The organism is Aeromonas jandaei, from assembly GCF_037890695.1.
In the GTDB taxonomy this organism is placed as follows: domain Bacteria; phylum Pseudomonadota; class Gammaproteobacteria; order Enterobacterales; family Aeromonadaceae; genus Aeromonas; species Aeromonas jandaei.
This window is the reverse complement of record NZ_CP149571.1, coordinates 4,408,921-4,422,649: the sequence shown is the minus strand read 5'-3', so window position 1 is coordinate 4,422,649 and position 13,729 is coordinate 4,408,921. Positions and strand designations below refer to the sequence as shown.

Here is a 13,729-nt window from a genome sequence, read left to right as displayed (position 1 = left end):
GCAGGCGACAGGGAAAGGGGAGCGCAGAAAAGGTCAGTGGCAGAGGGCCGCCTGCGAGTGGCAGAAAAGCGGCCCCGAGCGGTTTGAGGGATGAGCCGGCGGGCGTGGGAAGCGGGTAACGGGCAGGGGAGCGGGAGGGAGTGGCCCACCCCCTCAGGGGATCTCCAGCAGCTCCTTGAGGGGCTTGAGGTAGCGGCGGCTCACCGGCACCTTGTGGCCGCCTTGGGTCACCACCTCCGCCAGCCCGCCGTCCAGCAGCAGGATTTCGCGGATCTGGCCCGGATTGAGCAGGTACTGGCGGTGACAGCGCACGAAGCCGGTCTTCTCCTCCAGGGTGCGCAGGGTCAGCTCGGTGGTGCCCTGCTGCTGGCCGCTGATCACCCGGTTGCCGGTGAGATCGCTGTGGATGAACTCCACTTCGCCAAGAGGTAGCAGCAGAATCCGGTTGTGGCCGCTACAGGGGATGCTGCGCAGGGGCTGGGCGATGCGGGTCGGATCCGGCAGCGGCTGGCCAGCTAATTCACCTTTGGGCGAAAGCAGCCGCTGGATGCGCTCCAGCGCCTTGTTCATCCGCTCCGCCGTGACCGGTTTGAGCAGGTAGTCGAGGGCGTTCTCCTCAAAGGCGCGCAGGGCAAACTCGTCGTAGGCGGTGATGAAGACGATGTGGGGGCGCAAGTCCGGGTCCAGCATGCTCACCAGCTCCAGCCCGTTGATGCGCGGCATCTGGATGTCGAGAAACAGCAGGTCGGGTTTGAGGCGGTGGATGGCGGGCAGCGCATCCATGGCGTGGGCGCACTCTCCCAGCAGGCGGATATTGCCCGCCTGCTCCAGCAACAGGCGCAGCTCCTCGCGGGCGAGGGGTTCATCGTCAACGATCAGGGCGGTCAGCATGGGCTCTCCTGCAGGGGAAGGGTGATCCTCACCCGGGTTGATTGATGGGGGACGCAGTCGATGGCGACCCCGTACTCGGCGCCGTAACGAGCCTTGATGCGCCGATCCACTATGTTCATGCCAAGGCCACCTCCCTCCTGTGTCGTCTGGTAGAGCCCGGCGTTGTCGCACACCTCCAGCACCACCCGCTGCGCCTCAACCCGGGCGGTCAGGGTCAGCAGGCCGGGTTCGAACATCTGGGAGATGCCGTGCTTGACCGCGTTCTCGACGATCGGTTGCAGGGAGAAGGTGGGCAGCCGGTACTCCAGCAGCTGCTCGGGAATATGGATCTGCACGCTCAGGTGCTCGGCGAAGCGGGCCTGTTCGATGTGCAGATAGGCGTTCACATGCTCCAGCTCGTCGGCCAGGGTCACCTCGTCCCCCTGGCGTTTGAGGTTCTTGCGAAAGAAGGTGGAGAGGTTGTGCACCAGGGTGCGGGCGCTCTCGGGGTCGCGCCGGATTACCGCCGACAGGGTGTTGAGGGCGTTGAACAGAAAGTGCGGGTTGATCTGCGCCTGCAAGAGCTTGATCTCCGACTGGGCCAGCAGCCGCTTCTGCTCGTTGTATTTGCCGGCCAGGATCTGGCCGGAGAGCAGCCGGGCGATCCCCTCTCCCAGGGTGCGATTGATGGAGGAGAAGAACTTGCGCTTGGGCTCGTAGAGCTTGATGGTGCCCACCACCGAGCCCTCTTCCCCCCGCAGCGGAATGACCAGCGAGGAGCCGAGTCGACACTGGGGATGCAGGTTGCAGCTGTAGGGGATGAGGTTGCCGTCGGCATAGACCACCTCGTTGTGCTGGATCGCCTTGAAGGTGTGCGCCGAGTTGATGGCGGTACCCGGCAGGTGGTGATCCTCGCCGATGCCGATAAAGGCGAGCAGCTTCTCCCGATCGGTGATGGCCACGGCGCCCACTCCGGTCTCCTCGTAGAGAATGCGCGCCATCTGCTGACACGCATCCTGAGTGAAGCCCTTGTCCAGCACCCGCATCGCCCGCTCGGCGATCTTGAGGGCGCGGGCGGAGAAGGCGACCGAGTACTTCTCCAGCATGGCGCGGTGATCGAGGATCATCCGCATGAACATGGCGGCCCCCAGGGTATTGGCCACCAGCATGGGGGCGATGATGTTCTCGATAAGGTGGATGGCATCATCAAGGGGGCGGGCCACCAACAGGATGATCCCCATCTGCATCAGCTCGGCGATGAGGGCTACCGAACCGACCACCCAGGGGCTGAACAGCAGGTCGAGCCGGTGGCGGGCGACGAAGTGGCGGTGCACCAGTCCGCCGAGCAGCCCCTCGGCGATGGTGGAGAAGGTGCAGGCCAGCGCGGTAAAGCCCCCCAGCGAATAGCGATGAATGCCGCCGGTGAGCCCTACCAGCAGCCCCACCACCGGGCCGCCGACTATGCCTCCCAGCACGGCGCCAATGGCGCGGGTATTGGCGATGGAGTCCTCGACCCTGAGGCCAAAGTAGGTGCCCATGACGCAGAAGCCGGAGAAGATGAGGTAACAGAGGATCTTGTGGGGCCAGCTCAGGGTCACCTGAGTGAGCGGCATGAACAGCGGCGTCTTGGAGAGCAGCCAGGCGATCACCAGATAGACGCAGAGCTGCTGGAACAGCGAGATCACCAGAGTGAATTGTTCAAACGCCACGGCTCATTGCCCCGGTTATGGTTGGTCATTTAATGGACGCGGAGTATTAGCAAACACCATACCCCCTTGCAAGGCAGGGGTATCGGAATGGTGGTGTAGCGCACGATTTGCCGAATCGTCTGCCGTCGTGGCGGGCGGTAACTGTCTGGTTACTCAGCATGGAGCTTGAAGCAGTAGCAGACGTGGCGATATGGCGGAAACAAAAAGGGGGCCTGAAGGCCCCCGAATTGGCAGTCAGTGGGTGGCTCAATCGAGTTTGAGATCGACCCAGACCATGCGGTGATCCGAACTGACTCCCTTGGCGATGCCGAGTTTCGCATCATAGACCAGGTGGTAACCGGCCTCGAAGCTGGCTGGCCAGTAGACACCACTCTTCACTGCGTTGAGGTTGGCTGAGGGGATAACGTGATCCAGCTGCAGCACGCTGGTGTTGGTGATCCGCTCCGGGTTGGGACGATTGAGGTTGCGTTTGCAGTCGGTCCCCTTGCTGACACACTCCGGGCCCCCTTCGCTGACCGGGATCAGGGTGCCATTGGTGATGGCCTGATTCATCAGCGGATTGTTTAGCAGATCCTGAATGGCGCTCAGGTCACCGTCACCGGTTTGCGGATCGGCATTGAGATCCCCGGCGATAACGAACTTGGCGTTTTGCTTCAACCCACCCTTGGTGCCATTGTCATCGGCCATGTAGTTGAGCCCTTTGACGTAGTCGTTCCAGAAGGCGATCTCGGCGCGGTTGTGCTTGACGGTGTGACGCGCCGCATTGGCAAAGATGGGCGGGGTCGGGTGGGAGATCAGGAAGTGGATCACCTCTTCCCCCTTCTCAGTTTTTATCCGCACCGGCACGTCAGCGTGGTTCTTGGAGGAGAGCGGGTACTTCTGCCACACCTCATCGGCATACCAGGCATCGCCGCACTGACGGCCGGCCGGGATCTTGGCATTGGGGTTGTTGCAGTCATCAATGACGGGGTTCTTCTCGCCCGGCATATCCTTCCACTTGAAGTTCTGGAAGGTGCGGATCTGCTTGGTGTCGATGGGATATTTGGACATCACGGCAAAGGCGTACTGGCCGTGGTAGTTGCCAAAGCCCCAGGCATCATCGGGGCCGTTGTTGACCCTGCCATCCAGGTTGAGGTCGTAGCCGCTCATCAGGCCGGTATTGGTGGCGAAGTTTTGCAGCACAGGATAACTGATGGCCGTCACTTCGCTGTGTTGGGCGTGGGCCAGATAGTTGTTGTTGAAGGCTTTCAGATCGGTTGTGCTTTCGCCTTTGCCGTCGTTGTCGAACTCGTTGAGCAGGAACACATCCGGGCGGGTGCGCTGGATGATTTCTGCGACATTGCGGATCTGCTGCACGTTCAGGGCCTTGGTCTTCTCTGCCCCGTTCAGATTGCCGTCGGCGAGGCGGGCCAGCAACTCATCCTGCGCGGAGCGAGTCAGTGCCAGTTCACCAGAGAGCATGCCGGCGGCAGTGCGGTCAAAAGAGAGGTTGAAGGTGGCAAAACGGACCATGGAGTTGGGTGCCTTTGCTTCGTTGTTGTCGGTATCACTGTTGCAGCCTGCCAGCATTCCGAGGGAAATGGCGGCGGCCAGTAGGGTCTTGTTGATATTTTTCATTGTAATTATTCCGTAGCATCAATGAGTTAAGCGTGCCATGCGGCTGCGCCATTATAGAGATCGCTCAAGGCTACGGGATGTTTGTCTGGCCAAAGTGTGAGGCTATTCACAGCCAGTTTGGGTCGATGATGAATATTGGCTGGCCTGTATGACTCGGGGTAAATCAGGTCACTTCGGCCCGAGTTGCGGTAAGGGACGACAGTTTTCCTATCTCTTACACCACCATCGGCAGGCCGCTTTCTGGATGGTGGAGCACCTGAGCCGGATAGCCGTAGAGGCGGGAGATAAGCTCGGGGGTGAGCACTTCGCCCGGTGTGCCATCGGCCATCAGTTTGCCCCGCTCCAGCATCACCAGCCGGTCGGCATAGCGCGCCGCCAGATTGAGATCGTGCAGTACCACCAGCACGGCGGTGTTGCGGCTGGCCAGCGCCCGGGCCATGGCGAGCAGCTGGTGCTGATATTTCAGATCGAGGGCCGAAGTGGGCTCATCGAGCAGCAGCAGCCGTGGTTGTTCCGATTGCTCGGGTGAATCAGGGGCTTGCCAGATCTGGGCCAGTACCCGGGCAAACTGTACCCGCTGCCGCTCGCCGCCGGAGAGGCCCGGATAGAGCCGCTTGGCCAGATGTTCGACCCCTGCATGGGCCATGGCGGCGGCCACTATCTCCTCCTTGCGGCGAGTGGGTTCGCTGTGGGGCAGGCGTCCCATGGCCACCACCTCTTCACAGAGAAAGGGGAAGTTGAGCGACGAGCTCTGTGGCAGCACCCCGAGCCGGTGGGCCAGCTGGCTGCTATCCCACAGCTGACGCTCCCGGCCAAACAGGGTGATGGTGCCTTCATGGGGCAGCTCACCGGTCAGGCATTTGAGCAGGGTGCTCTTGCCCGCCCCGTTGGGGCCGAGCAGGGCGGTCAGGGTGCCGCTGTGCAGAGCGAGATCGAGCCCATCCAGGATCTGGCGCTGGCCACGGCGCAGGCTCAGTCGGGAGCAGGTCAGCAGGGGGGAGGCAAATCGTTCCATAGCAATCCGTGTTAAAGCGCGCGGCGGCTCTTGATCAGCAGCCAGATGAAAAAGGGGGCACCGAGCAGGGCGGTAATGATGCCGACCGGCAGTTCGGCCGGAGCCAGCAGGGTGCGCGCCAGCATGTCGGCCCCCAGCAGCAGGGCTGCTCCCATCAGGGCGGAGAGGGGAAGCAGTCTGACATGGTTGGGGCCGGCCAGCAGTCGTACCAGATGGGGCACCACCAGCCCGACAAACCCAATCATGCCGGCGACGGCCACCGCCACGCCGACACCTGCTGCGGTGAGCAGAATCAGGCGGCGCTTGAGCGCCTGAACATCGATCCCCAGATGACGGGCTTCCCCTTCGCCGAGCAGCAGGGCGTTGAGGGGATTGGCATCGCGCATAAAGAGCCACAGCAGGGCCGCCAGCGTAAGCAGCGCCAGCGCCATGTCTGCCGGTTTACCAGCAGCTAGGGTGCCCATCTGCCAGAGGCTGAGATCCCGCAGCATCTGATCGTCGGCAAGATAGCTGAGCAGGCCGATCACCGCGCCCGAGAGCGCTGTGATGGCGACCCCGGCCAGCAGCATGACGGTCACCGAGGTGCCGCCTTCGCGGGTTCCGAGCAGATAGACCAGAGTGGTGGTCAGCGCACCGCCGAGAAAGGCGAGCAGCGGCAATAGCCCGACGCCGAGCAGCTGTTGCAGCGATTGACCGAGGGGGGCCAGCAGCACGATGGCCAAGGCTGCTCCGAGTGCCGCGCCGCCGGAGACCCCTATGATGCCGGGGTCAGCAAGGGGGTTGCGAAACAGCCCCTGCATCACGGCGCCACAGAGCCCGAGGATCCCGCCGACCGCGATGCAGAGCAGGGTACGAGGGAGCCTAATCTCCTGCACGATCAAAAGCTTGTGAGCCGCAATTCCGCTCCCCTGTCCGGCATAGAGCGCGCGCAGGCTCTCGCTCAGGGTGAGTGCCATCGGCCCGGTTGCCAGTGAACCGAGCAACAACAGGACGAGGGCGGCCGTGGTGAGGGCCAGCAGCCAGGGGAGGGGCAAGCGCATCATGACCCCTGTTTGAGCCACTGGGCGATCTGGTTCGCCTGCTGCAGGGAGTTGAGGCTCAGGCCCCCTTGCAGAGCGTGACCGTCGATGGCGTGAATGGCGTTGCGCTTGCCGGCCGGGGTGGCGGCCAGTGCGGGTACTTCGGCCAGCACCTTGGCCGGGTCGGCGTAGCGCTGCCAGTCGCGGCCGCTGACCAGCACCAGATCAGGCTGCATCTCGATCAGGGATTCGGCGGAGACGGGTTTGTAGTTGCGCAGCGTGGCTGCGGTATTGGTGCCGCCAGCCAGCGTAAGCAGGGCGCCGGCGGTGGTGTCGCCCCCGGCAATGCTCACCGGTTGCCCCTTGTGCAACAGCAAAAAGGCAACCTTGAGCGGCTTGCTCTGTTTGGCTTGTGCCGCCAGCTGCTCGGTCTGGCTCAGGATCTGCTGTTTGAGCTGCTCGCCCGCGGCCTGGTCATCCAGCAGGCTGGCCAGGGTATCGATACGCTCATTGAGGTTGGCCAGAGTCGGTGCCGTTTCCAGCACTTCTACCTTGACCCCGGCACGGCGCAGCTGATCGAGGGTTGGCGCAGGCCCCATCTCATCGCTGCCGACCACCAGAGTTGGTGCCAGACTGAGGATCCCTTCGGCTGCCAGTGCGCGCTGATAGCCCACCTTGGGCAACCCTGTTGGCAAGGGGCTGCTGACATCGGTCGCGACGAGGCGATCATCGCCACCGAGCGCCAGAATGAGTTCAGTGGTGGCCGGGCCAATACTGACGATGCGGGTATTGGGCGCTTCGGCAGCATGAGTGAACAGGGGGAGCAGAGAGCTGCTCAGCAGGGTGAGTGCGAGGGCAAGAGTACGGCCCATGCTAACCTCCGACAGTAGGGTGAAACGGGTGTGCCGCCGAGAATATCAAGGGTTTGAATAAAATGCACTGAGAATGATAGCAATTATCAATTGCATTGATTCTGGTGCTTTATTAGAGTAGCCGCCATGATAAACAGCGAGGCGGGTGCCTCGCCGAGGGAGAAACGATGAGCATTGCACAACGCATTCAGGAGATGCTGGAACAGGATCCCAGCGCTCACCCTTCAACCATTGCAGCCCAGCTGGCCGTCAGCGAGTGGGAGGTGGTTCGCCAGCTGCCCGCGGAGCTGGTGACCCTGTTGCCCGCCGATCGCGCACAAGCTCTGCTGGACGATCTGGCCGACTGGGGCCCGGTAACCACCATTGTCGAGTCGGAAGGTTCCATCTTTGAAGTGAAGGCGCCGTTCCCGAAGGGGAAAGATGCGCGTGGCTACTACAACCTGATGGGCCGCGACGGTGAGCTGCACGGTCACCTCAAGCTCGACAACGTGGCGGGGATTGCGCTGGTCAGCAAGCTGTTCATGGGCAAGGAGGGGCACTCCTTCCAGTTCTTCGGCCACTCCGGTCGTTGCATCTTCAAGGTTTATCTCGGCCGCGACGAGAAGCGCCAGCTGCTTGCCGATCAGGTCACCCGTTTTATGGCCCTGCGCCACCCGTCTCAAGAGGAAGTAAAAGCATGAGTGAACGTCAGGAGCGTCTGCAGAACCGTCTGCAACCGGAGATCCGCGAGTTTCGCGACAGCTGCCGTACCCTGCAGCTCGCCACCGTCGACAGCGAAGGCAATCCCAACGCCAGCTATGCGCCGTTCGTGCTGCAGGAAGATGGCTACTATGTGCTGATCTCCGAGATCGCCCGCCATGCCCGCAATCTGCAACAGGTACCCCGGGTATCCCTGATGCTGATCGAGGATGAGAGTGGTGCCCGCGAGCTGTTTGCCCGCAAGCGTCTGACCTTTGATGCGGTGGCCGAAATCGTTGCCCGTGACGACGCTCGCTGGAGCAAGGCCGTGGCGGCGCTGGAGGGGCGTTTTGGCGAGATCATCAAGGGGCTCTCCAACCTCAAGGATTTCAAACTGTTCCGCCTCAAGCCGGAGCAGGGGCTGTTCGTCAAGGGCTTCGGCCAGGCGTTTGCGGTCTCCGGTGACGAGTTGGTGGACTTCGTCCATCTGGTGGAAGGGCACAAGCGTATCGACAACGGTGCCGAGCTCACTAGCCCGGCCGATGCGCCGGTCTGACGACACGACATCAGTTACAACAAAACGGGCAGCCAATTGGCTGCCCGTTTTTTATTGCGTTATCTCGTCCGGATTGCTTAATCCTGCCAGGAGGCCTTGTTGGGGAAGGCGCTGCGATCGGCAGTGGTTGCCGTCTCGTTACACTCACCCCGCACCTTCCAGGAGGTCTGGCTCAGCACTATGTACCCTTCCCTGCAGTACTTTTTGCTGGCGAGGGTCTGGGTCAGCAGGTTCTCTTGCAATGCTTCCCGCTGCTCCAGCAGGCGCTGGCTCTGGGCGGCAGAGAGGCCGCGCGGCAGGGTATCGTTGGGCGCGGCTTCAAAGGTGAAGCGCTTGCTCCCCTCTTCGTTGATGTGGGTCAGAAAGAGGGGCTCGGGCCCGTCATACTTCTGGCCAAGCAAGCTGGAGCAGGCCGACAGCAGGGGAAAGAGCAGCAACAGGGTGGCGGGCAACAGGCGCACGGCAAGACTCCGGTGAGAAACAAAGCGAGGGCGCCAGATTAACATGGCTGCCCAACGGGTGTTACTGCCAGCAGCTCGTCGGTGGTGAGCAGGGTCACACTGCGCCCATTCGGCAGGTCGAGATTGCGCCATATCCAGTTGTGATGCTCGATGATCTGGGGAGCGCCAAGGTGGGGGCGATTGGCGGTGGAGTGAGCATCGCTCAATACGAACACCTCGAAGCCATGAGAAGCTGCGCTGCGCACCGTGGTATCGACGCAGAAATCGGTGTTGCTGCCGCAGAGGATAAGCCTGTCGACCGGCTGTTCTGCCAGCAGAAACGCGAGCTCGGTGTCGAGGAAGCTGTCACATGCGCTCTTGCGTACCCGGCTATCGCTCTTGGCTGGCTGCAGCGCACTGTGCAGTTGCCAACCCGGGGTGCCGGGCTCCAGTTCGCCACCCGGCAGATCATCATGCTGGATATAGATGACTCGCCCCTGTTGTTGCCTGACATGGGCCGCAGCCCGATTGATATTCGCCAGCACTTGCTGTTGTTGATGATGGGTCTCCTTCATGACCCCTTGCTGCACATCGATGATCAGTAACACATCCATATTGTACCCGCCGTTTCCTTGATGATTAGGGTTGCAGCCACTGGCTGCAGTCACGGCTGCGGGATTGATGCAGCGCGCCCATATCTTGCTTCATCTCGGCACTGTTTTGCCAGCGTTCGGGGAGCGGCATCATCTTTACGGTTACATCGGCGGCTCGGCCCGGGGCTGTCTCTTCCCCGGTTTGCGGGACTACCAGTGCCACCTTGAGCGCCGGGTTGCGGCTGGCGATGCGACTGGCAATCCCGAGCCCCCCCTCTACATGGAAATTACCGGCGATATGCATGATCTGCTGGCCCGGATGGCTGGCGAGGTAATCCACCATGCTCTCGGCCATGGTGTCGTCCCAGCTGGTCTGGGCGGCGAAACGGCGGGCGTTGCTGTCGGCATCGCCGTGGTGCATGGAGGCCATAAATTTCTGGCGATAGGGATCATCCCCCAGCGTCAGCTGGCGGGCCAGCTGGCTGCGACGTGAGGTGGGCAACTTGTCTAGCCAGGCGACGCCTTCCTGACCGACACAGCTCACCAGCGGTTTGGGGGCATTGGCGGCGATCACCTGCATGTGGTGCGCCTTGGCGAACTCCACCAGCGGGCGATAGTCGCTCGGGTAGTTGGGCCAGGCATGCCCTTCGCGGATCAGCGCAGCTTCACCAATCTTGCCTGCCAGATAGGCATCAAGGGTCGTTTGATCGGCCCGGCTGAACTGCTCCATGGAGAGGGTCAGCCCCCGCCCGTTCTGCTCTGCTTGCTGATACAGGGCGCTCAGCAGTCGTGACTGCAACAGGTGAATGGCTGGGTGGGTGTGCAGTTCGCCCACCAGAATGATGTCGGCCTCCGCGAGACGGGCAGTGGCCTGCTCCAGAGTCAGCGCTTCCTGCTGCGAATTACCTAACTGATAGTCATAGAGGGTCGCCAGTGGGGGGGATACTGCTGGCTGGCTGGTGGCGCAGGCTGCCAGCAGCAGGGGAAGAGCAAGCAGAGGGAGTCGTTTCATCAGCAATCTCGCAGCATAGAGAGGCCCGAACAGGGGTTGTGTCGCAGGCATAAAACAGGAAATGGCTGGCAGTGTAAAACTAACAATTCTCTTTTTAAATGATAATGATTCTTTTTTATTGATCTTTGGGTTGGGGTGGGTAAGATGCGGCCTGTTTGATAATAGTTCTCAATAAGGATTCGCTGTGACCCATCAAAACGCACTCTCTCTGGTCGCGCTCGCCGTAGCGGCCGGTCTCTCCTCCCAGGTCTTTGCTGCCACTCAAAAGGCGGATGAAGTCGTGGTCGTCAGCGGCTCACGGATGGAGCAGAAGCTGGAAGATGTCTCCGGCCCCATCTCGGTGATCACTGCCAAACAGATCGAAGAGCAGGTGGTGACCGATGCCGCTGATCTGTTCCGCTATGAACCCGGTGTCGCCGTGCTGGGCGGGCAGGGAGATGCCCAGACCTTCATCATCCGCGGCATGGGTGAGAACCGGGTCAAGGTGGTGCGTGACGGGGTGCGCCAGAACGATGCCTACAGCAAGGGCGGAGTGGGTCAGAGCTACTTCGATACCGACATGATCAAGCAGGTGGAAGTAGCCAAGGGGCCTGCATCCGCGGCTTATGGCTCCGATGCGCTGGGTGGCGTTATTGCCATCACCACCAAGGATGCCAGCGACTTCCTCAAGGGCAAGGATAGCTATCTGGATGTGACCAGCGGTTACGCCTCCAGCAGTCACCAGAAGATGGCTGGTTTTACCGGCGCCCTGCGTACCGGTGACGTGGAGAACCTGCTGCGTTACACCTGGCGCGATGGTGGCGTCACCCAGAACTACGATTCAACCAAGACCGATTTCGATATCGGTACTCACGCCCTGCTGCTCAAGAGCAAGTGGAATCTCTCTGATGAGCAGTTCCTCAAGCTGACCGTCGATTATCTGACCGATGGCGAGGAGCCTGACGCGGTCAAGCTTAACAAGGTCGGTACCGGCACTGCCCGTGTGTTCGAGCAGCCCATCACCGACAAGCAGACCGACAACCTGTCGCTGGTGCTGGATCACGGCATCGCGCTGAATCAGGGTTGGGCCGACCGTATGGATACCAAGGTCTACTTCGGACGCACCAAGCAGACGCTGGATCAGTACGCCTCATCCAAATACCCGGTTAACCCGCGCAACCCCTATGTGACCAAAAACTCGCTGGATCACAACGTGTTCGAACAGAAGAACCTCGGCGCCCAGCTGCAGTTCCACAAGGCGGTGGCCAATCATCGTCTGGCCTGGGGGGCCGAGTATGAGCACACCGACAATGAACGCTCCCGCTACAAGGGGCCGACCAAACCGAACGATTTTGTCGGCTATAACGAGCTGAGCTTCCCGGCTACCACCAGCGAACGTGGCGCCCTGTGGGCCTTCGACGAGATGAAGTTTGGCGAGCGCTGGGTGCTGACCCCGGGCGCCCGCTATGACTACTACCGGATGACCCCGGACAATGATCCCGCCTACACCGGTGACCAGTTGCACAAGTTCTCCGAAGGGGAGATCTCGCCCAAGCTGGGGCTGGTATTCAAGGCGCACGAGGCGGCCAACCTGTTTGCCCAGTACAGCCACGGCTTCAAGGCGCCCATGTATGACAGCGCCTTCTCCACCCTGAACCATCAGGCTTACGGCTATCGCATCGAGCCGAACCCGAACCTCAATCCGGAGAGCAGTGACGGCATCGATCTCGGTGTGCGTGGCAGCCACAATGGCTTCAGCTACGAGGTGGCCAGTTTCTACAACAAGTTCGATGATTTCATCGAGATGGTGGAAGTGGGCAAAGAGGGGCGCACCTCTGTCTACCAGTATCAGAACCTGAGCAAGGCGACCACCAAGGGGGTCGAAGCGAAAGCGGATTACTGGCTGACGGATCTGGTCAACGTCTGGGGCAACCTCGCCTACATCGACGGCAAGGATGGTGATGGCAACTACATCAACAGCCTGAGCCCGCTCAACGGTTCGGTCGGCGTGCGTCTGGAGCAGGAGAAGTGGAACTTCAATACCGCGCTGCGCTTTGCTGATGACATGGACAAGGTGCGCAAAGATGCCAAGGGCAAGGAGTATGAGAAGGCGGCCGGTTGGGGCGTGGTGGATATGTATGCCCAATTCAACCCGATGCAGGATCTGCAGCTCAACGTCGGTCTCTTCAACCTGTTTGACAAGGAGTACACCCGTTACGAGCGCATCGCCGGCCGTGATGCGGGTTCTGACAACAGCCTGATGACCGAGCCGGGCCGTAACCTCAGTGCCCGCGTCAAGTACGTATTCTAAAAACGACAATACACGCAGTGAACCCGGACTTGAGTCCACTCCGAATCCCCGCCCTGACAGGCGGGGATTTTTTATGAGGCATCCAGATATTGTGATGCTAACCCGTCACTGAGGCTATGAAAGCAGCATTTTCTTTGCGTAAACAAGATATTGTGCTATTTGTTCCATGCTTAATAACATCTAGAACATTTTGGCAACGGGGAAATGCGCTTTTGACTTCTACATCCCCCCACACTTTCGAGACGACCAACGCACTTGAGCTGATCACCCGGTTCAATGACGCATCCAATGAACAGACAATACTTGCTCTGCTGCGCCAGATCTGTGAGTTGATGGGATTTCACTACTTTCGCTTGGGATTTATCTCGCCCAGATCCATTCAGCGGCCGGATGTGCGGATCTTCAACGGCTGCCCGAGCGACTGGGTTGAACTTTATGAAGAACGCGGCTTTTTCGCTGTGGATCCTGTTGTGCGCAAAGGAATGGCTCAAAGCACGCCAATTCTTTGGGCCAACCTCATTACTGAGTGTTGTGACCTGCAAGACAGCGCCGGGCTGGAAGTGATGCTGCTGGCTCAGGAGGCTGGCTTGCGCGATGGCATCACCATCCCCTGGCACGGTGCAAATGGTCATATTGGACTGTTCTCATTGATTACCAGTGAGCCCCGCACCGAACATCAATGGTTGACTGCTATTCCGTTTCTGAGCTGGCTGGCGACCCATATCTTTGAAGCCGTGGCCAGGGTCTGCATTGCAGCCATGCCTCCTCGAGAGATGTTAACCACTCGCGAGTTGGAGGTGTGCCAATGGGCGGCAGAGGGCAAACAGGTCAGCGATATTGCCCAGATCCTGGATATCAAACCCAGAACCGTGACCTTCCATCTGGAGAGAATTGCGGAGAAGCTGGGGGCAAGCAGCAAAAATCAGGCGATTTCCTGGGCCCTCAAGCAGGGGGTGGTCAAGCTCAATATTGATGCCGCGCAGGTCGAGAATGTGCTCGATAGGAGTGAGTAGTTCTGTTTTAGGCAATCAATTGCTCATCTGGTAGATGAAATATCT

At 60.5% G+C, this 13,729-nt stretch carries 13 protein-coding genes; 4 read left to right on the top strand and 9 right to left on the bottom strand.

What is annotated here, in order from left to right; all coding sequences use genetic code 11:
* Positions 1–153 precede the first annotated feature (153 nt).
* The 6 genes from btsR to WE862_RS20725 form a co-directional block, all read right to left on the bottom strand.
* Entirely contained in the window at positions 154–891 is a 738-nt protein-coding gene (gene btsR / locus WE862_RS20750) for a two-component system response regulator BtsR (RefSeq protein WP_042030807.1), read from the bottom strand.
* Positions 885–2,579, bottom strand: coding sequence for a sensor histidine kinase (locus tag WE862_RS20745; protein WP_042030806.1), 1,695 nt, complete (start codon positions 2,577–2,579; stop codon positions 885–887). Before WE862_RS20745 ends, btsR begins: the two co-directional genes overlap by 7 nt.
* Positions 2,580–2,825: 246 nt before the next feature.
* Positions 2,826–4,196, bottom strand: coding sequence for an endonuclease/exonuclease/phosphatase family protein (locus tag WE862_RS20740; protein ID WP_042030805.1), 1,371 nt, complete (start codon positions 4,194–4,196; stop codon positions 2,826–2,828).
* A 214-nt stretch (positions 4,197–4,410) separates the two neighbouring features.
* The gene (locus WE862_RS20735) at positions 4,411–5,211 is read right to left on the bottom strand and encodes a heme ABC transporter ATP-binding protein (RefSeq protein WP_042030803.1); all 801 of its coding nucleotides are present in this window, start codon (positions 5,209–5,211) and stop codon (positions 4,411–4,413) included.
* A gap of 11 nt (positions 5,212–5,222) precedes the next feature.
* Entirely contained in the window at positions 5,223–6,254 is a 1,032-nt protein-coding gene (locus WE862_RS20730; RefSeq protein WP_042030802.1) for a FecCD family ABC transporter permease, read from the bottom strand.
* Positions 6,251–7,102 carry a heme/hemin ABC transporter substrate-binding protein gene (locus WE862_RS20725; protein WP_042030801.1) on the bottom strand — a complete coding sequence of 284 codons (852 nt, stop codon included), beginning with the start codon at positions 7,100–7,102 and terminating at the stop codon, positions 6,251–6,253. Before WE862_RS20725 ends, WE862_RS20730 begins: the two co-directional genes overlap by 4 nt.
* Before the next feature lie 167 nt (positions 7,103–7,269).
* Between WE862_RS20725 and hutX the strand changes: the two genes are divergently transcribed.
* Together hutX and hutZ are read left to right on the top strand one after the other, a co-directional pair.
* Positions 7,270–7,782: a heme utilization cystosolic carrier protein HutX gene (gene hutX, locus WE862_RS20720; protein ID WP_042030800.1), complete on the top strand. Its 513-nt coding sequence runs from the start codon at positions 7,270–7,272 to the stop codon at positions 7,780–7,782.
* Entirely contained in the window at positions 7,779–8,336 is a 558-nt protein-coding gene (hutZ, locus tag WE862_RS20715; protein WP_042030798.1) for a heme utilization protein HutZ, read from the top strand. The genes hutX and hutZ overlap by 4 nt, the downstream gene beginning before the upstream one ends.
* 77 nt (positions 8,337–8,413) lie before the next feature.
* Here hutZ and WE862_RS20710 read toward each other — a convergent pair whose 3' ends face one another.
* Genes WE862_RS20710 through WE862_RS20700 form a run of 3 tightly spaced genes read right to left on the bottom strand, consistent with a single transcriptional unit; the run spans position 8,414 to position 10,384 of the window.
* Positions 8,414–8,797, bottom strand: a complete 384-nt coding sequence (locus WE862_RS20710; protein WP_042030797.1) for a hypothetical protein — start codon at positions 8,795–8,797, stop codon at positions 8,414–8,416.
* Between the two features lie 38 nt (positions 8,798–8,835).
* On the bottom strand, positions 8,836–9,390 hold the full coding sequence (locus WE862_RS20705; protein ID WP_042030796.1) for a cysteine hydrolase family protein: 555 nt from the start codon (positions 9,388–9,390) through the stop codon (positions 8,836–8,838).
* Between the two features lie 25 nt (positions 9,391–9,415).
* Positions 9,416–10,384, bottom strand: coding sequence for a ChaN family lipoprotein (locus WE862_RS20700; protein WP_042030856.1), 969 nt, complete (start codon positions 10,382–10,384; stop codon positions 9,416–9,418).
* Positions 10,385–10,565: 181 nt separating this feature from the next.
* Here WE862_RS20700 and WE862_RS20695 point away from each other — a divergent pair, with 181 nt between their 5' ends.
* Both WE862_RS20695 and WE862_RS20690 read left to right on the top strand, forming a co-directional pair.
* Complete coding sequence (locus WE862_RS20695; RefSeq protein WP_042030794.1) at positions 10,566–12,671, top strand: TonB-dependent hemoglobin/transferrin/lactoferrin family receptor; 2,106 nt, start codon at positions 10,566–10,568, stop codon at positions 12,669–12,671.
* Between the two features lie 116 nt (positions 12,672–12,787).
* Positions 12,788–13,684 (top strand): LuxR family transcriptional regulator, encoded by an 897-nt coding sequence (locus tag WE862_RS20690; protein ID WP_082035440.1) that lies wholly within the window; start codon positions 12,788–12,790, stop codon positions 13,682–13,684.
* Positions 13,685–13,729: the final 45 nt, after the last annotated feature.